The following is a 17,853-nucleotide window of genomic DNA, read 5'->3' on the forward strand; positions in this document are numbered from 1 at the left end:
TGTTTACATGTTTGAGAAAGAGAAAGAAGGGCTTATTGAAGTTCAAAACGTATATGAAATTGCACCAGAAGATGGAACAATTATTGGTATGGCAACGGAAGAAGAAATGGAAATTGCTGCTGAACTAGAGTTACAGTACTATGCCCATTCTCGTTTGTTAGAAGCAAATATTCAGTTAGACGGTTCCTCCTATAAAGAGTTACTTCAGGAGTTCCAGGAGTACGAAAGAAAATCAATGAGCTTTTGGCGAGCGATACATAAACGTTTAGCTGTGCCATGGGCGTGGGTACTACGTATTGATGTTGCGAATGGCCCTATATATGTAAGTAATGGGAGTTCATATTACGAAGAAATCGATGATGAAGAAGATTATGAATAGATAAGTAAGGAAGCAGCTTTAGTTGCTTCCTTTTTTGATTTGTAAGAAATGAATCGCTTCAATAATAACATCTGGTCGATCATTTTCTATACCGTGACTAGCATGTTCGGCAAGAATATATTGGTTATTAGTTGAGAGGTGTAATTGTTCGTGAATTAGTTCTTGCCACATTGCTTCAAGTTGTGTTGCTTCCTCTTTTGGCATGCCGCCATTAGTCAATTGAGTAATAGAATATTGAGGATCTCTACCGATAACGATTAATGGTATTTCTAATGTTTTACATAGCTCTTTTAGTGAGAGAGCACAGTTTTTCCACTCCGATAGTTCAGAAGCTGTCGCTTTATATAATGAAGACGAGGTAGAGAATTCAATTTGCTGTTTTGATTGATCGGTGAGCATAGGTTTTAGTTCATTATAAAGTGTGTCTACATCCATTTTGGAATATATATTATATTTTTGAAACCAAAAATCATCAGAATCAGTTTGATCAGAAATTGGTAAATGAAGTTCATCTAAACGGTGTAAGTTCATCGAAGTAGAATCAACTAAAATAAGTGCTTGCAGCTTATCTTCATGTAACATCGCAAAATGTTGTGCACATAATCCTCCATAGGAATGACCGATTAGAATGAATGGATCTTGAATAGCTAGTTTGTTTAGTAACATATGTAGCTCTTTTGTAACTTGCCTTATTGTACGCGGCTGATTGCCTAAATCACTTTTTCCGTAACCTGGGCGATGGTATGAAACGACTGTAAAGTGCTCTGAAAGCTTTTCTATAATAGGAAACCAATCATAAAATGAGCAACTCATTCCAGTTTGAATGACTACAGTTTGTTTACCAATTCCTTTTATATGTACTTCTATATTTTGCCCCATTATTTCTACAAATTTATGAATGTTAATTCCTCCTAAGCTTGAAATAATTTTTGACAAGCAAAAACGATACACCAAACACCTATACCGAGTAGGACAGATGTACTAAGTGTAAATGAATTTTTCAAACCAATATAGACGATAAATAATAGTAGTGCTGATGCGGGGAATCCATATAATACCCCTAAAGCAAATTGACTCAATTCTTGTTTATTTCCGCCTTCGAATGAAATCCAAAATAGACTAAGTAAACTCACGAGAGGAAGGGCAGCAATAAAGCCACCTATCGTACTGTAGTGTTTAGCGACTTCAGTGATAACGCCGATAATAAGTGCCGAAACGATTACTTTAACGAGGAAATGCATATTTTGCCTCCTTCGCTAATAACGAAAATGCTTTTTCAATTAATTGTTGTTCTTCTTTTGATAACTGTGATTCTAATATTTTTATCTTTTCTTTATCTAGTAAAGTATGTTTTTCTAATCCTTCAATTCCTTCAATTGTTAATGTAAGGTTTACAACTCTTTCATCTTTTTTATTTCGCTCTTTAATGATGAAGCCCTTTTGAATAAGGCGCTTTATGTGTTCAGACGCTGTGTTATGAGAAAGACTAAGCTCAGTAGCGACTTTTCCAATTGTTATATCTTTCTCACGAGAAACGATTTGTAAAATACGAATTGCTTGGTGGGAAAGGTTGTCCTCGTATTCGTATCGTAAGTGATAATAAATGCTCTCCCAATGTTGATTAATGTTGTTCATAATAATAAATCCCCTTTTTTATATCGTATAGTAAGATATATTCGTTGTTTTAGAAATAAAATCCTTTTATTTGGATAAAAAATGTTGAAAAAGTTTATTTTTATTGAAATATAAGGTAATCTATGTGTAAAGGTATACATTTAGCAAGAGAGAGGATGATAGCTGTGAATACATTCAAATGGATTAGTCATGAACAGATGTATGTAGATGAAATACATGTTGAAAAATGTGGTCCTCTTTCAGTCGGCGTATATGGGGGGAATCAAGAGAGTGATGCATATGAACGAGGAGATGCGGTGCTAGCTTGGTGGGATCCTGAATTACAATTTGAATTTGTTATGATTTTTGATACACATCACAAAACAAAAAATATAGATTATATAATAGAAGCGATTTCGGAAAGAAAAGAAAAACTAAAAGAGTTATTCTCATATCCAATACATTTAGCTTTTCATCATACACATATGTACTTATTAGCGTTATTTACAGATGAGTTATTTATTAAAAAGTGTGATCAAGATGATGAGGAACTCGCTTGCTTAATTTGTTTACGAAAAGGCGAATTTTTATATTGGTTATCAGTTGGTGATTGTTTCGCGTATTTATTCCATTCTGAGAAAACGAAAAATGGAAAAGGACGATTAAATAAACGGAAAAATTACGAATATATTGGCAGGAAAAATATTTTTGCAGCAAATACACCTTGCTTTACGTCAGGTGTAAGAGGATTAGAAAAAGGAATGAATCACATTGTAATGGCAACGGACGGTATTTTAGAGTGTGACAAACGAAGGTTTGATGATGATCAATCTTTAGTAGAAATATTACACGACGGGAATAGCTTGCAGATTGAGCCAGTATTAACAAATGTACTGCAGTGGAAAGGTAGAGATTGTGCCACGATTATTGGATGGTCTATTGATACTGATAATAAGCAATGTGCTAATTAATATAAAAGGAGTTCAAGGTTTTTATCCTTGAACTCCTTTTTGTTAAGCAATATGGATGTGATATGTTTTTAACCATTCATTTACTTGTAGCATATACTCCATAGCACTTCTTGCCTCAAAATTGTTAATCTCTTTATTACTTTGATCAGCAATTGAAAGTAAGATGGAATGGTTAATAAGTGAGAAAATAGGATTGTTTTTATTGCTACACATATCAAGTGTTAAATTACGGATTGTTTGTAAGTAGTGTGGATCTTGTGAAGTTGGATAAGCGCTTTTTCTTCTATTGCGTACATCGTCAGGTAAAGCTGGTTGGAGTGCTCTACGTAAAATGCCTTTTTCAATATTATCAATACTTTTTATGTTGAAAGGAACATTCCATAAATATTCAACTAATCTATAATCGCAAAACGGTACACGAACTTCAAATCCAACAGCCATACTCATACGATCTTTACGATCAAGTAAGAAAGGAAGGAATCTTGTTAAAAATAAATAAAACATTTGACGTTGTTTCGCAGATTTTTTACTTTCTCCTTCAAGAGTAGGTACTTCATGAACAGCTTCATGGAATCTTTTATTAATATAATGTTCAGGATTACATTGCTTTGTTACTTCGTTTAATAATAGAGAAGATGTGTTTTTCCAGTTTGTTAACCACGGAAACTTATCTACATAAAGTAGTTCTTCTTGATGAAACCAAGGATATCCCCCGAATACTTCATCAGCCGATTCGCCGGATAAAGCTACGGTCGCATCTTTTTTCATTTCGCAAAATAGTAAATATAGTGAAGTTTCCATTTCACCAGCACTCGGTAAATCTTTCGCATGAAGGGGAACGAATAAGTGATTTGCTAATTCTTCAGCATTCACAATAATATCATGATGCGCTGTCCCGACATGTTCAGAAACGCGTTTTACCCAAGGTGCGTCTAAACCAGTGCGAGCAAATGTCAGTTCGAAATCTTTTGCGCTATTTACAAAGTCAACAGAATACGTATGAAGTGTTTTATTTTCAGCAGCAAATTCTTTACCCGCAAGTGCAGTAATACCGCTAGAGTCTAATCCGCCTGATAACATACAAACGAGAGGAACATCGGCAATTAATTGTCTTTTTACTGTATCTTGTAAAATAGATAAAATATGTGAAGACGTATCTTCTATAGAGTCTGTATGGAAATTACTTTCTAAATTCCAATACTTAGTAACTACTTTTTTATGACGTGTAAATGTTATAGAATGTCCAGCACGTACTTCTTGAATATGTTTAAAGACGCCACATCCTGGAGTGCGAAATAAGCCTAATCCAAATATTTCATTTATTCCATCCGCATCAATTGCAGCAGGGACAGATGGATGCGCTAATAATGCTTTAATTTCAGAGCCGAAAATAATACTGCCATTTCTTTCTGTAAAAAAGAGTGGTTTTACACCTAAATGATCTCGTGCTAAAAACAATTGTTGCTTCTGATCATCCCATAAGGCAAAAGCGAAAATTCCGTTTAAATGTCGTACGCAGTCTTCTTTCCATTCTAAATAAGCATGTAGTAATACTTCTGTATCTGAATGGGTTTCAAATGCATGCCCACATTTTTGAAGCTGCTCTCTAAGTTCACGGAAATTATAAATTTCTCCATTATAAGTAAGAGCATACGTATAATCACCAGCACGAAATGTCTTAGGCTGTGTCCCACCTTCTGGATCTATTACGATTAATCGGCGGTGTGCAAAAGCTGCGCGAGGTGAAAACCAAAATCCTTCAGCATCCGGACCACGATGCTGAATACTATTTGCCATCTTTTTTAAAATAACATGTTGATTTGAAAGGTCTTCTTTCCAATCTACCCAACCTGTAATTCCACACATACATATCTCATCTCCTAATTTAAAATAGTAGATTAACGAAATAAAATGTACACCAAGTTAAAGAATGACTATATAAATAGTGTACTACATGAACCAAATTGTAGACTTGAGAAAATTTTCTTTGAACGCATAGTTATGTGAGACAATGGCTAAGGAAAAGTATTCCATTACATACAAAAAATAAAAAAGATGAGAGAAAAAATTTTCTCAGACGTTATATAGGGTGTAAAAGCTTTTACAAAACAATAAGGGGAATCGCTACATGAAATCAAATGAGAAAAATTTTATAAAAAGATTACAGCGGCAAAAAGAAGACGCGTTAGAATTTGTTGTCGATACATACTTACCACTCATAAAGGGGATCACGCATAAAGTTCTACTTCCCATTCAAAATGATGGACTCATAGAGGAATGTATAAACGATATATTTCTTTCCATTTGGAATAACGCAAATAAATTTCATGGAGAGCCGAGTGATTTTAAAAAGTGGATTGCAGCGATTGCAAAGTTTAAAGCAATTGATTATTACCGGAAATCGACTAAAACAGTAGAAATCATTTCAGATGAGCTTCATATCAGTACAGAAAAATCAGCAGAAGACGAATTAATCGTTATGGAAGATAGGGAAGAATTATTGAAGCTCATTAATCAATTAGAACCGCTAGATCAAAAGGTGTTCATTATGAAATATTTACTTGGTATGAAGACAGAGGAAATAGGTGACAAGTTAGGATTAACTCGGGCAGCAATTGATAATCGAGTGTACCGGGGGAAAAAGAAACTACAACAAAATGCTACGAATATTAGTTTTGGAGGTAGTGCGATATGAAAGACATTTATGAACTATTAAATGATATTGATATAGATGAAAAAGAACTAGAAGAAATTGAGGCTTCTGAAATTGAAAAGGAAAAAGTAAAACGAAATGTAAAACAATCGATACGTACGAAGAAAAAGATGAAAAGTTGGAAAAAAGGTGTCGCTGCTGCATCTATTTTAGTAGGGTTATCGGTTGCAACTCTTGGTATCGGTTTTCCTACATATGCAGGGGGATTGCCAATTGTAGGTGACATATTCCGATTTTTAGATAATGGTAGAACGGGGTTATATGAAAATTATAAAGAGTTTTCGACCGAGTTGAATATGACGAGGGAGAGTAATGGAGTTAAGGTTACAATTAATGATGCTGTGTTCGATGGTAGAACAATCACAATTACTTATTCTATTGAGAGTGATAAAGATTTAGGTGAGAAACCGTTCCTATTTGGAAGTCCGCAAGTTAAGGGCTTTAATGGTGGGGGAGGTGGTTCGAGCGTTACAAAAGTTGGAGAGGGAAAATATGTAGGTATGATTACGATGAGTGGTCATAGTAATGAAAGGCTAGATGTTGCAAATGTTTGGTGGGATATAGAGGCAATTGAGTTGGATTATGAAGGTAATGTAATAAAGGGGAACTGGAATTTCGCACTTAGTTTAAAAGCAATGGATAGTAAGGAAGTAAAGGTTAATGGGGTTTCTGAAAATGAATTAATAAAAGTAAATATAAACAAAATGGAAGTAACCCCGATGTCCTTTATCGTTTTTTTCAATCAGGAAGAATCTAAGGCGTTAAGAAGTATATGGGATAGTGCGGATGTTGAGTTAGAAATAAAAGATGATTTAGGAAATCATTATACTGGTGAAGGAAATGGCGGAAGTAGTACAGTAGCAGAGCCACATAAAAGTAGTTGGAGTGCCACCTTCCAAAAACTAAACGAAAATGCAACAAAGCTTATCGTTACACCTCGCGTGCACTTGCGAGTACATACACCTGAAAATCATGGTGGAGTAGAGTATGTGAATGGGAAAGAGAAGAAAATAGAAGTGCCGAAAAAAGAAGCGAAGAGTAAAGATATTGTGTTAGATGATATTGTCATTGATTTAAAGAAATAAAAGAGAGACTGCCTAAAACCATTTAGGCAGTCTTTTTTTCGTTAAGAACTAGTAACGAGCAATGCATGCGGATGCTGCGTTTTATATTCATCTTTCCACGGAATATTTAGTTGTTCCCACGATTCGCCGCTATCATTGGATTGAAAGACGCCATTGTTATTTAACGTGTAAAACGTATGTGGTTCAGCCTTGTTTGTCGCAAACATCGAAATGACTGTACCGATTGCAGATGGTAGTCCTTGTTGTACTTGCTGGAAAGGAGTATCTTTCGTTTTTCGATAAATATAAGATTCATAAGGGATACGGTGATGAGCCAGATCAGCACTTGGCGCGGCAGAAACTAGAATCGTATTACAATCAGCTGGATCAATTGCCATGCTGTATAAATAATGATGTTCAAGTCCTTCACTACATGAGATCCAGCTGTTTCCATTGTTATAACTTTCAAGATAAGCACGATCAGGTCCGCCCATAAATCCGTCACCACATGATGCATAAAGACGATTTGGTGCTTCAGGGTGCATAAGTAATTGATGAGCATCGATAGGAGCACCGAATTTTTTATCAATCCATGTATGCCCTTTATCATTACTTTGAATAACAGCACCAGCTTCGATTGAAACGTGTATTGTATTAGGGTTGTTTGGATCAACTGTAATCCAGCGTACGTGATGGGTAAAAGGTCTAGGTGGGAAAGCCCACGTATAAGAAGATAATAATGATTTCATATTTTTAAGTTCAGTCCACGTTTCACCACCATTTTCAGAGCAAAATAAAGCGCTCGGTTCTGTGCCGACATAAACGCCCCCATATCCGTTCACTTGTTCATTTGGGCTTATTGTTATGGAAGTGATAGAGGAGTGCAAAATACCATCTTCTTTAGGGAAATCAAAGTAACGATAAGAATCTCCAATTGGTCTCCATGAATCCCCGCTATCGTCACTTAACCATAGACCTCGTCCAAATGTTCCGCAATATACACGGTTTGGGTGGAACGGATCAACAGCGATACAGGTAGGTTGCATATTTTGTAAGTGGTAAGTCGTTTCATAGTTATCATATTGTTCTTTCACTACAACAAGTTCACGTTCCATACAGAGAAATAAACGTTTCATTTAAGTAACCTCCTTAAAATTCTTTCATTAGTAAACAATATGAAAATAAAAAAGAAGTAGTCTTGTTTTATTTGAGAAAAAGGGATTGTCTAAAAAATAGAGAAGTGTGTATACAGAGGAAGCGGGCGTTTACAATCAGTCGATTCGGGATAAAGATGGGGAGTTTGTTTCATACTAACATACAGATATTGTACTTAAAGGAGTATAAGTATGGGACATTCGCATGATCATGGTCATTCAAAAAATAAAAAGGCGTTACTAATTGCCTTCCTACTAACAACAAGTTTTATGATTGCAGAAGTTATTGGTGGATTTGTAACAAATAGCTTAGCACTACTATCTGACGCGGGGCATATGCTAAGTGATGCAGTATCTTTAGCTTTAAGTTTACTTGCGTTTAAGCTCGGAGAAAAAACAGCAACAACTGTGAAAACATATGGATATAAGCGAGTCGAAATGTTAGCAGCATTATGTAACGGTGTCGTTCTTATTGTCATTTCGGTATACATTTTTATTGAAGCAATCCGTCGTTTTAAAGAACCAGTTGAGATTGCTAGTAATGGGATGCTCATTATTGCAGTCCTTGGTCTGCTTATTAATATTTTATCAGCTTGGATATTAATGAGAGGCGGAGATGTGAAAGGTAATTTGAATTTAAGAAGTGCTTTCTTACACGTACTAGGCGATCTATTGGGTTCCGTCGGAGCGATTATTGCTGCGTTACTTATTAAATTTTTCGGATGGACTGCTGCAGATGCGATTGCTAGTATTCTTGTGTCTATTTTAGTCATTATTAGTGGATGGCGTGTAACACGTGATACGGTTCATATATTAATGGAAGGTGCACCACAGCACATAAATGTTAAAGAGGTAAAAAGTACATTATTAAATATTCCGATTGTAAAAGAAGTTCATGATTTGCACATATGGTCTGTCACATCGGATTTTCAAGTATTAACTTGCCACTTGATTATTAAAGGTAATGAAACGCAAAGTGTATTAAAAGAGGCTACGGATGTATTAAAGGAGAAGTTTCATGTAGAACATGTCACCATTCAAGTAGAAATAGATGGTGAATTTCATCATGATGAGACAACTTGCAAAGTATGAAAGAAAAAAGATAAGAAAAAGTGTCATAACATTTTTCGCACGGCATACATATATATAATGTGGCCACAAATACTTTGCAAGGTAAATATTTCATGAAATTACTTTACTTATAAAGAGTCATCTTTTATAATCAAAAGTGGTAATTGATAAAGATTATCATTTTCAATGATCGTAGAAAGGAGTTTTTTAAAAGATGAGTAGTCAACTCCGTTTTGCTGTTGAAAATCGTAAGAGGCATTTAATTGATGAGTTAATTGGAGCAGGTGTGTTTAAGATTCGCGACCGACAATTATACGAGCTGTCTTTAGAGGAATTGGAAAAAGAGTACGAAGATATGGAAGATTATGCAAATGTTCAGGCGTAGCTATATAGATTAGTAAAAGGAGAGCTGGTTACAATTTTGTGTAACCAGCTCTCCTTTTATTTCGTAGAAATTATTTTTTGTATTTCTTTCATGGGACGGAGCCAGTTTTGAGTCATTATTTGTTCCATTTGTTTTTCGTCCTGCTTCTGCAATGCTTGAATGATAGAGTGATGTTCTTCAATAGATTGACTTGCTGGAACAAAGTTTTGGAAAAACAAATATTCAAGACGTAAAACGTGAAGTTGCATATTTTCTAGAAAGGGTTCAATATATTGATTTTTAGCAATAGAAGAAATTGTATTGTGGAATTGTATATCTAATTCTAAAGCTTGTTTTGCGTTTTTTTTCTCTATAGAGTGCTGAAAATGATCATTTATTTCAGAAAGTAGTTGAATATCAGCGTCTGTAATGTTTTGAAGAGCTTGCTTTCCTATAATAGAGTGAAGACCAGCCATCGTTTCATAAATGATAGATACGTCGTCTAACTTAATAGGAGCAATTTTCGTTTTTTGCCCTGGTACCATTTCCACTAATCCAGAAAGCTCTAATATTTGAAGTGCTTCCCTTACAGGTGTTCTGCTTACTCCTAGTGCCTCAGCCAATTCCCCATCATTAATTTTTTCATTGGGCTTCAGTACACCTTCAATAATCCAATTTTGTAGTTGATTTAAAACGAGTGATTTTGCTGAAATTCTTCCTGGTTTTTTATAATTTTGAGGGACAGGCATAGTGAATTCAATCCTTTCATTGTATATTTTCCTTTTTTGCATGAACAAGCTTTAATTTTTGTTTCCCTTCATCCGGCTTTTGGCTTAAGATGAGCACCATTACAATGACACAAAAAGCGCCTAATAACTGAAAAGATTGAAATGGCACGTGCAATATAAGTACAGAAGAAATAATAGCTGCGAGTGGTTCTGTGCAACCAAATAATGTTGTTTCTTTCGGAGTCAGGTATCGTATGCTGTCTAAGTATAAATAAAAGGCAATAAGTGTCCCGAAAATGACGACAAATGTGATGAGCGGTAGGGTACTGAGTTTTACATATTTCATAGTTGATAATAAAATGAATTCGTTTGTAGAAATAAAGTGTACAATCGTTACACCAATACCCCCAATAATCATGCCCCATCCAACGATAACGGAGGAAGACCATTTTTCTAACAATTCCTTTGAATATAAACTATAAAAAGCGAGAGATAATCCAGATAAAATACCCCAAATAATAGCTGGTGTAGAAACAGCCAAGTTATGAACAGACCCGTTTGTTAGTAAGAGAAAAGTGCCTACTAATGAAAGGGTAATTGAAATAAAATCAATTTTTGATGGACGAACGTTCCATTTGAAAAGTAAGTATACAGTGATGAATATAGGAGCTAAATATTGTAATAATGTTGCCACGGCAGCATTTCCTTCTTTAATTGAAGCGAAATACGTATACTGTACAGCAAGCATACCGAATAGACCAAACAAAATCATTTTAATAGCATCAGATTTTTGTTTCCAAATGCCAAATATCTCTTTTTTTCTCGTTCCGAATGAGGAAATCATGAGCAAAATAATTCCAGATATAAGTAAACGGATCGTAACTAACCATTCGGTTGAAACATTGTCATATTGAAAAAGTTGTTGTGCAGCTGTACCAGACAAGCCCCATAAACAAGCACCGATTATGACCATTATAATTCCTTTTAATCGATTTGAATCCATAGGATCTAAAATTCTCCTTTCTAAAAATACAAATTGAATACAATATGCAATATATCACAGAATGACTCGTTAATAAACTGAAATTTCTAATTTGTTTTTTATGTATAGTAAAATATTGTAGAGGAGGGGGAGTATATGTTAGATGGATTTTTAGTTTGTTTATTTGTTGGGTTACTTATCATTTTTTTAGTGTATCAAATACATGTGAAAAAGAGGTTGTTTTTGTTAGCAGGATATCAAGAAGAAACGTTTGTTGGAGATAAAAATAAATTAGCGAAGCTTTCAGGAGCATTTTCTTATATAGTTGGAGTTGCTACTATAATATTACCGCTTGGCTTAGAAAACATAGGGGATGTAGTTGGTATCGTATATGCTATATTAATTGTTTTAGGTACAATTGTATTTATAATTAAAGCAAACCTATTAAATAAGAGTGCTATAAAGTAAAAAGGCTTCATTCTACTGAAGCCTTTTATTAATTATTATGAAGTATAAGTAAAAGCCGGTATAGGATCAATAAATGTATTCCAATCTTGTCTCATTTCTTTTTCTGTTAATAGACAATCATCTAATGATTGTTCAATTAAAGAACAGTTCATATCAATTCCGATAAATACGAGTTCGGTTATTCGATCTCCATATTGTTTATCCCAGTTTTTCAATACTTCTGGTTCTTCTGTAATCATTTGATTTCTTTCAGTTTCAGGTAATGCCGCTATCCACTCACCGGCTCCTTGAATTGTAATAGAGGAACCTGCTTGAGATAGAAGCCCTATCATATTATTACGAGATGCCAGCCAGAAGAATCCTTTCGCTCTTACAACATCTAAAGGCCATTTTTCTAACCAATTCATAAGGCGCTTGGGATGGAAAGGATATTTGCGGCGGTAAACAAAGGACTTGATACCGTATTCTTCCGTTTCCGGTGTATGATGATCACTATTTAATTCTTGTATCCAGCCGGCCGATTGACTGGCTTCTTCATAATTGAATAGATTTGTGTTTAAAATTTCTTGTAATGGTACTTTGCTAAACGAAGATTCAAGAACTTTTGCATTAGGATTTAATTTTTTTAGTAAATGATGAAGCTCTATCACATCTTCTTTTTCTAGCAAATCTATCTTATTAAGAATAATTACGTTTGCAAACTCAATTTGATCTATTAATAAATCAATAACTTCCCGAGTATCATTCTCATCGATTGCTTGTTTTCGGTCTAATAAACTTTCTCCATCTGCAAAATCATCCCAAAATCTATTTGCATCTACAACTGTAACCATCGTATCAAGGCGACAATTTTTCGTTAAATCAATGTTAAGAACTTCGTCTGTATAAGTAAACGTTTGAGCAACTGGAATAGGCTCACTTATACCAGAAGATTCAATAATAATATAGTCAATATCACCATTTTCCACAAGACGATTCACTTCTATCATTAAATCTTCTCGTAGTGTACAACAAATACAGCCATTTTGAATTTCTACTAGTTTTTCCTCCGTACGTGAAAAACCACCCTTTTTTATAAGAGATGCATCAATGTTTACTTCGCTCATATCATTAACGATAACAGCTACTTTTAAGTTATTCTTATTAGTCAAAATGTGATGTAGTAAGGTAGTTTTTCCAGATCCTAAAAAACCACTTAATACAGTGATAGGTACTTTTTTCATGAAATGATCTCTCCTTTAAATCGTAATGATTACGTTTTATATTAAACGATGGGAAAAGAAAAATCAATAATAAATCATAATGATTACGATTTAAGAATAGAAATAGACTATAAAATTTGTGCTGTAGTATGAAGCATTTGGACAAGCACATGTTTACATATAAATAAAATGGAGGCGAGAAGCTTGGTCTTTAATAGAGTTTCAAAAGAATTAGTAGGCATAGCTCTTATCGCTATGTTTCTCTTTTTATTATTTTTTGTAGATTTTACAAGTCTAGTAAATTTGTATAAAAATATACCGCAGGAATGGTTGAATGTGAATACGGTATTTTTAAGTATCATTTTTGAAGCAATACCTTTTATTTTATTAGGGGTCATTGTTTCTTCATGTATTCAAGTGTTTGTGACGGAAGATATGATTCAAAAAGTAATGCCGAAATCTCCAATTGTTGCAATGATTCCAGCAGTATTTGTGGGAGTTCTTTTTCCAATGTGTGAATGTGTCATTATACCAATTGTAAGAAGGCTCATTCAAAAGGGGTTACCACTTCATGTAGGCATTGTTATTTTAATGAGTGCACCCATTATGAATCCAGTCGTTCTTTTATCTACTGTATATGCGTTTCCAAAAAATGATTACGTTGTATATGCACGCTTTGGGATAACAATTCTAGTTGCTCTATTCATAGGTCTAATTGTGTATTATTGCTATCGCGAAAGAAATGTTTTAAAAGACGTAGAGGTTTCAGTTCAAACAAGCAAAAAAAAGAGTTGGAAAGATGTTATGAATCACACTGTAGATGAGTTTTTTGATACTGGTAAGTATTTATTGATAGGTGCTTTTTTAGCAAGTGTATTTCAAACGTTTTTTGATCGGAATGTACTGGATGTAGTAGCACATAACGAAGTAATTGCTCCCGTTATTATGATGGGATTTGGTTATGTTTTATCAATTTGTTCTGCAGCCGATGCTTTTATAGCCGCATCTTTTGGACATGTTTTCTCGGTAAAGGCACTTCTCGCATTTCTTGTGTTTGGGCCTATGCTTGATATGAAAAATACGTTAATGCTATTTGCGTATTTTCAAAAGAGATTTGTATTCTTTTTGATAGGAATTGTCATTGTATCTGTGTATACCATTCTGCAAATCATAATGTTATAGGAGGTGAGAAAGAATGGAGAAAGAGGAGCAGAAGGCGTATCATCGCTATATACGTGGAATTATTTTAATTGGTTTAGCAATGCTCTTATTTAAACTACTTGTAACAGGGAATATTTATAATTTTATCGCTCCAAAAATGATTAAATTTACGTATATAGCTTTTGTAGTAATTTTAATTTTTGGTATTGTACAAGTTTGGGGAGATGGAAGAGAAAAACAGCATGATTGTAATTGTTGTAAACATCATACAACATCAAAATCAGGGATAAAAAGTTTCTTTGTATATGTTTTATTTGTTGTTCCGATAGTTAGTGCTTTTCTCTTTGGAAGTGTAACAATTGATGGAAGTTTAGCAGGAAAAAGGGGTATGAATCAAAGTATACAGGCGAGAAGTCTGGAATGGAACGAAAAAGAGGGGAAACAGGTTAATTTTGATGGGCGAGAAGTATCAGTTGATCCAGATGAAACATCAAATTTATCAACGGCTTATGAAACGGAAGAGCAAGTAGTAAAAAGTATGTTAGGACAGCGTAAACTACAAGTAAAGGATAAGGATTATGTTCAAACAATGAATGTAATTGGTCAAAATGTTAATGGGTTTAAAGGGGAAGAAATTACATTCTTAGGGTTTATATATAAGGATAAAGATGTGACGGGTAATAAAGCAGTAGTGGCTCGATATAGTATAACTTGTTGTATTGCGGATGCATCAGTCTGGGGGATGATTGTTACCGGGAAAAATATTGAAAAAATTCCAGAAGAAACATGGGTGAAAATAACAGGATTATTAGATGAAACGACATATAAAGGAACAGTCTTTCCACTTGTAAAAGTAAACAAAATCGAGAAAATTAATAAGCCAACTGACCCATATGTATATGATGCTTTACCTCAATAGAAAAGAATAAATTCTTCATATTTTCATGAAATAGAATCATAATCAAGGCGATAAAAAAATAAAGATAAGAGTAATTTGGTTTGTTAAAAATATGTGCAGAAGGAGTTATGCGATGAACTGGGTTACTTATAAACCATCATTTGAATTTGAAACATTTAGTCCTATTATTCGGTCACAATCTGCTTGGAGTGGACATTTAGATTTTGCATATGACTTAGTACGATTTGAAAAACCAGAAACTTTAGTTGAGTTAGGTACACATTTAGGAGCCTCCTTTTTTAGTTTTTGCCAGGGAGTAAAAGATGGAGGGTTATCGACTAAATGCTTTGCAGTAGATACTTGGGCTGGAGATGGGCATACAGGTCCATATGGAGAAGGGGTTTTTCAAATAGTAGAAAAAGTAGTGAGCGATAACTACCTTAATATAGGAAATTTAATTCGATCTACTTTTGATGATGCTGTAGATCGGTTTCAAGATGAAACGATAAATCTTTTGCATATTGATGGCTATCATACGTATGAAGCTGTTTCTCACGATTATAATACATGGCTACCGAAAGTCGCGAAAAACGGTATTGTATTATTTCATGATATTGAAGTTAGAAGTAGTGATTTCGGCGTGTATAAGTTTTGGGATGAGGTAAAAGCGAAGTACCCTCATTTTCAATTTGCGCATTCATATGGTCTGGGAGTGTTATTTCCGAAGGGGTGTAGTGATAAGTTTGAGGAAATACTTAAAAATAAAGAAGAAATACAAAATATGTATAAATAAAGATAGGGCATGCATCATTTTTATGATGTGTGCCCTATTTTTGTGTGGAAAATAATAGTGTGAATTAAAAAGTGAAGATAGTTGTAAAAAGTTTTGTTGCAGCAAATATTAAAAAAGTTAGTATGGGATTTTTCTTTGTAAATAAAGTGAAGCTTTAATACGTTCATATCAATTCGGAATTTTACAGTAGTTAATTTCTTACTTAAGTGCTTTGTACTTACTGAATTTTAAGGCGGGGGTCTTATTGGCCGAAAATATCGGGATAAATAAAAATACAACATTTTTTATATTTTTCATTGCGAAAAACGTAATCTACTTTTACAATAGAAAGGGTTGTGAATATATTATACTGGAAAAATAAATCGAAATAATATGAAAATTTTGTTTTGTCTTCGCTAATTGTATACTACATACACGTAAGACGACATACGTCATGTTATCGACTTGTAAGGAGAGAAAAAAATGAAAAGTGTAAGATTACCATCGATGCTAGAAATCATAGTTCTTTTATTACTATTTCTTGCTGTTGTCTTTTCCTTCCAAACGATTTTTGATCTCCCAATTCAATTAGCGCTATTTATTTCATGGTTTTTAGTAATTGCGCTTGGATTAAGATTAGGATTTCGTTATCAAGAATTGCAAGATGCAATTACGAAAGGGATTTCTAACGGATTAGAAGCGATACTGATTTTAGTTGCAGTAGGTGCTTTAATTGGAACATGGATTGCTGGTGGGGTAGTACCAACATTAATCTATTATGGATTAGAATTTATTCACCCTAGCATATTCCTATTAGCAACATTAATTATTTGTTCTATAACTTCTATCGCAACAGGAACGTCTTGGGGAACAGTGGGAACAGCAGGTATTGCTATGATGGCGATTGGTGAAGGACTTGGTTTACCACTTCCGCTTGTTGCTGGTGCAGTTCTTTCAGGAGCTTATTTCGGCGACAAATTATCACCACTTTCTGATAGCACAGTTCTTGCAGCTTCTATGGCGAAAGTAGATGTTATTGCTCACGTTCGAGCTATGCTCGTATTAGATGTTCCAGCTTATATTATTACTAGTATTATGTTTACTGTAGCTGGTTGGATGTATGGCGGCGATAATGTAGATTTGAATCGAGTAGAATTTTTAAAAGAAGCTTTATTAAAGCAATTTGATATTAAAATATGGATGCTTGTCCCAGCGGTCATTGTTATCGTTCTATTAGCGATGAAAAAACCGTCTATGCCAACAATTGCAATGGGAGCTTTAATTGGTGCAATTTGGGCAACTCTTTTCCAAGGGATGAACTTTGGAGAGGCAATTGGAACAGCTTATAACGGATTCTCAATTCAATCTGGTGTTGAGTTTGTTGACAAGTTATTAAACCGTGGTGGAATTAACGGCATGCTTGGCTCAGTAGCCGTTATTATTTTCGGTTTAGGATTTGGTGGATTACTTGAAAAACTAGGTGTTTTAAAAGTAATCGTATCAAAATTCGAGAAGAAATTAAATTCTGCAGGTAATGTAACATTGTCTACATTAATCGTGGCATTCTTAGCTAATATATTTGGTTGTGCGATGTATGTATCACTAATTTTAACACCAAAAATTATGGAAGATAGCTATGATAAATTAAAAATAGACCGTCGTGTATTAGCGCGTAACTCAGAAGTAGGTGGAACGTTAACTTCAGGTATGGTTCCATGGTCTGATAATGGTATTTTTATGGCTGGTATTTTAGGTGTAGCAACGTTCTCATACGTTCCGTTTATGTGGTTAAGCTTCGTATCGTTAATTTTAGCAGTTATTTACGGATATACAGGCAAATTCATCTGGTATGTAGATGATGCAGATAAAGGAAAGCAAGCATCATAAAATAAAAAATCACCTTCTACAATATGTAGAAGGTGATTTTTTTATTTTTTAATAGCATTTGCTGAAGTTATTTCATTCTCATATTTAGCAATTTTTTGTTGTATCTTTTTTAAGTTTTTTTCAGTGTCTTGAATGAGCTGTAAGACATTGGTCTCCTGTTGTTTCATTAATTCTAACCTTTGAAGGATGGTAGATTCTCCTTCCATAGACCAGTCGATAAATTGTTTTATTTTTTGAATTGGCATACCAGTGTTTTTTAAACACAAAATCATCTCTAAATATTTCAGTGCTTCTTCATCAAAAACTCGATCTCCTTTTTCGTTTCTTTGCAGAAAAGGAAACAGTCCTTGTTTATCGTAATAACGTATTTGAGAAATAGTTAAGTGTTGCATTTTGGCGACTTGCCCAATTGTATAATACATATC

General features: G+C 34.2%; 20 protein-coding genes. 11 read left to right on the forward strand and 9 right to left on the reverse strand.

The window, feature by feature from the left end:
• The first annotated feature begins 7 nt into the window (after positions 1–7).
• Complete coding sequence (locus ACTJJY_RS02550; protein ID WP_000461779.1) at positions 8–379, forward strand: hypothetical protein; 372 nt, start codon at positions 8–10, stop codon at positions 377–379.
• 18 nt (positions 380–397) lie between these two features.
• Here the strand turns inward: ACTJJY_RS02550 and ACTJJY_RS02555 are convergent, their stop codons facing one another.
• Genes ACTJJY_RS02555 through ACTJJY_RS02565 form a run of 3 tightly spaced genes read right to left on the reverse strand, consistent with a single transcriptional unit; the run spans position 398 to position 2,014 of the window.
• Complete coding sequence (locus ACTJJY_RS02555) at positions 398–1,330, reverse strand: alpha/beta fold hydrolase (protein ID WP_440604915.1); 933 nt, start codon at positions 1,328–1,330, stop codon at positions 398–400.
• Positions 1,291–1,620 carry a DUF3147 family protein gene (locus tag ACTJJY_RS02560; protein ID WP_000545640.1) on the reverse strand — a complete coding sequence of 110 codons (330 nt, stop codon included), beginning with the start codon at positions 1,618–1,620 and terminating at the stop codon, positions 1,291–1,293. Before ACTJJY_RS02560 ends, ACTJJY_RS02555 begins: the two co-directional genes overlap by 40 nt.
• The gene (locus ACTJJY_RS02565; protein WP_063546992.1) at positions 1,604–2,014 is read right to left on the reverse strand and encodes a MarR family winged helix-turn-helix transcriptional regulator; all 411 of its coding nucleotides are present in this window, start codon (positions 2,012–2,014) and stop codon (positions 1,604–1,606) included. Before ACTJJY_RS02565 ends, ACTJJY_RS02560 begins: the two co-directional genes overlap by 17 nt.
• 122 nt (positions 2,015–2,136) lie before the next feature.
• On the opposite strand from ACTJJY_RS02565, the gene ACTJJY_RS02570 reads away from it, so the two are divergent.
• Positions 2,137–2,964, forward strand: coding sequence for a protein phosphatase 2C domain-containing protein (locus ACTJJY_RS02570; RefSeq protein WP_002040904.1), 828 nt, complete (start codon positions 2,137–2,139; stop codon positions 2,962–2,964).
• A gap of 42 nt (positions 2,965–3,006) precedes the next feature.
• Here ACTJJY_RS02570 and asnB read toward each other — a convergent pair whose 3' ends face one another.
• Positions 3,007–4,830, reverse strand: a complete 1,824-nt coding sequence (gene asnB / locus ACTJJY_RS02575) for an asparagine synthase (glutamine-hydrolyzing) (RefSeq protein ID WP_440604916.1) — start codon at positions 4,828–4,830, stop codon at positions 3,007–3,009.
• A gap of 262 nt (positions 4,831–5,092) precedes the next feature.
• On the opposite strand from asnB, the gene ACTJJY_RS02580 reads away from it, so the two are divergent.
• Entirely contained in the window at positions 5,093–5,659 is a 567-nt protein-coding gene (locus ACTJJY_RS02580; RefSeq protein WP_048534371.1) for a sigma-70 family RNA polymerase sigma factor, read from the forward strand.
• Entirely contained in the window at positions 5,656–6,762 is a 1,107-nt protein-coding gene (locus ACTJJY_RS02585) for a DUF4179 domain-containing protein (protein ID WP_440604917.1), read from the forward strand. Before ACTJJY_RS02580 ends, ACTJJY_RS02585 begins: the two co-directional genes overlap by 4 nt.
• Before the next feature lie 41 nt (positions 6,763–6,803).
• Here the strand turns inward: ACTJJY_RS02585 and ACTJJY_RS02590 are convergent, their stop codons facing one another.
• The gene (locus tag ACTJJY_RS02590; protein ID WP_440604918.1) at positions 6,804–7,877 is read right to left on the reverse strand and encodes a WD40/YVTN/BNR-like repeat-containing protein; all 1,074 of its coding nucleotides are present in this window, start codon (positions 7,875–7,877) and stop codon (positions 6,804–6,806) included.
• 210 nt (positions 7,878–8,087) lie between these two features.
• Between ACTJJY_RS02590 and ACTJJY_RS02595 the strand changes: the two genes are divergently transcribed.
• Together ACTJJY_RS02595 and fbpA are read left to right on the forward strand one after the other, a co-directional pair.
• The gene (locus ACTJJY_RS02595; protein WP_440604919.1) at positions 8,088–8,987 is read left to right on the forward strand and encodes a cation diffusion facilitator family transporter; all 900 of its coding nucleotides are present in this window, start codon (positions 8,088–8,090) and stop codon (positions 8,985–8,987) included.
• 193 nt (positions 8,988–9,180) lie between these two features.
• Positions 9,181–9,351: a Fur-regulated basic protein FbpA gene (gene fbpA, locus ACTJJY_RS02600; protein WP_000098303.1), complete on the forward strand. Its 171-nt coding sequence runs from the start codon at positions 9,181–9,183 to the stop codon at positions 9,349–9,351.
• 56 nt (positions 9,352–9,407) lie between these two features.
• Here the strand turns inward: fbpA and ACTJJY_RS02605 are convergent, their stop codons facing one another.
• The gene (locus ACTJJY_RS02605; RefSeq protein ID WP_002023787.1) at positions 9,408–10,079 is read right to left on the reverse strand and encodes a GntR family transcriptional regulator; all 672 of its coding nucleotides are present in this window, start codon (positions 10,077–10,079) and stop codon (positions 9,408–9,410) included.
• Between the two features lie 16 nt (positions 10,080–10,095).
• Complete coding sequence (locus ACTJJY_RS02610; RefSeq protein ID WP_440604920.1) at positions 10,096–11,061, reverse strand: DMT family transporter; 966 nt, start codon at positions 11,059–11,061, stop codon at positions 10,096–10,098.
• A gap of 135 nt (positions 11,062–11,196) precedes the next feature.
• Here ACTJJY_RS02610 and ACTJJY_RS02615 point away from each other — a divergent pair, with 135 nt between their 5' ends.
• Positions 11,197–11,508 (forward strand): DUF3784 domain-containing protein, encoded by a 312-nt coding sequence (locus ACTJJY_RS02615; RefSeq protein ID WP_440604921.1) that lies wholly within the window; start codon positions 11,197–11,199, stop codon positions 11,506–11,508.
• Between the two features lie 35 nt (positions 11,509–11,543).
• Here the strand turns inward: ACTJJY_RS02615 and ACTJJY_RS02620 are convergent, their stop codons facing one another.
• Positions 11,544–12,731, reverse strand: a complete 1,188-nt coding sequence (locus ACTJJY_RS02620) for a GTP-binding protein (RefSeq protein ID WP_440604922.1) — start codon at positions 12,729–12,731, stop codon at positions 11,544–11,546.
• Between the two features lie 168 nt (positions 12,732–12,899).
• Between ACTJJY_RS02620 and ACTJJY_RS02625 the strand changes: the two genes are divergently transcribed.
• The 4 genes from ACTJJY_RS02625 to nhaC all read left to right on the forward strand — a co-directional run bounded on the left by ACTJJY_RS02625 (position 12,900) and on the right by nhaC (position 17,428).
• On the forward strand, positions 12,900–13,892 hold the full coding sequence (locus ACTJJY_RS02625; RefSeq protein WP_440604923.1) for a permease: 993 nt from the start codon (positions 12,900–12,902) through the stop codon (positions 13,890–13,892).
• A 13-nt stretch (positions 13,893–13,905) separates the two neighbouring features.
• Complete coding sequence (locus tag ACTJJY_RS02630) at positions 13,906–14,790, forward strand: TIGR03943 family putative permease subunit (protein ID WP_440604924.1); 885 nt, start codon at positions 13,906–13,908, stop codon at positions 14,788–14,790.
• A gap of 112 nt (positions 14,791–14,902) precedes the next feature.
• Positions 14,903–15,562: a class I SAM-dependent methyltransferase gene (locus tag ACTJJY_RS02635; protein ID WP_100910360.1), complete on the forward strand. Its 660-nt coding sequence runs from the start codon at positions 14,903–14,905 to the stop codon at positions 15,560–15,562.
• Between the two features lie 462 nt (positions 15,563–16,024).
• The gene (nhaC, locus tag ACTJJY_RS02640) at positions 16,025–17,428 is read left to right on the forward strand and encodes a Na+/H+ antiporter NhaC (RefSeq protein WP_000843992.1); all 1,404 of its coding nucleotides are present in this window, start codon (positions 16,025–16,027) and stop codon (positions 17,426–17,428) included.
• Positions 17,429–17,469: 41 nt separating this feature from the next.
• Here the strand turns inward: nhaC and ACTJJY_RS02645 are convergent, their stop codons facing one another.
• On the reverse strand, positions 17,470–17,850 hold the full coding sequence (locus ACTJJY_RS02645) for a MerR family transcriptional regulator (RefSeq protein ID WP_000291861.1): 381 nt from the start codon (positions 17,848–17,850) through the stop codon (positions 17,470–17,472).
• Between the last annotated feature and the right edge of the window lie 3 nt (positions 17,851–17,853).

This window comes from Bacillus sp. 22475 (assembly GCF_052044835.1).
In the GTDB taxonomy this organism is placed as follows: Bacteria; Bacillota; Bacilli; order Bacillales; family Bacillaceae_G; genus Bacillus_A; species Bacillus_A cereus.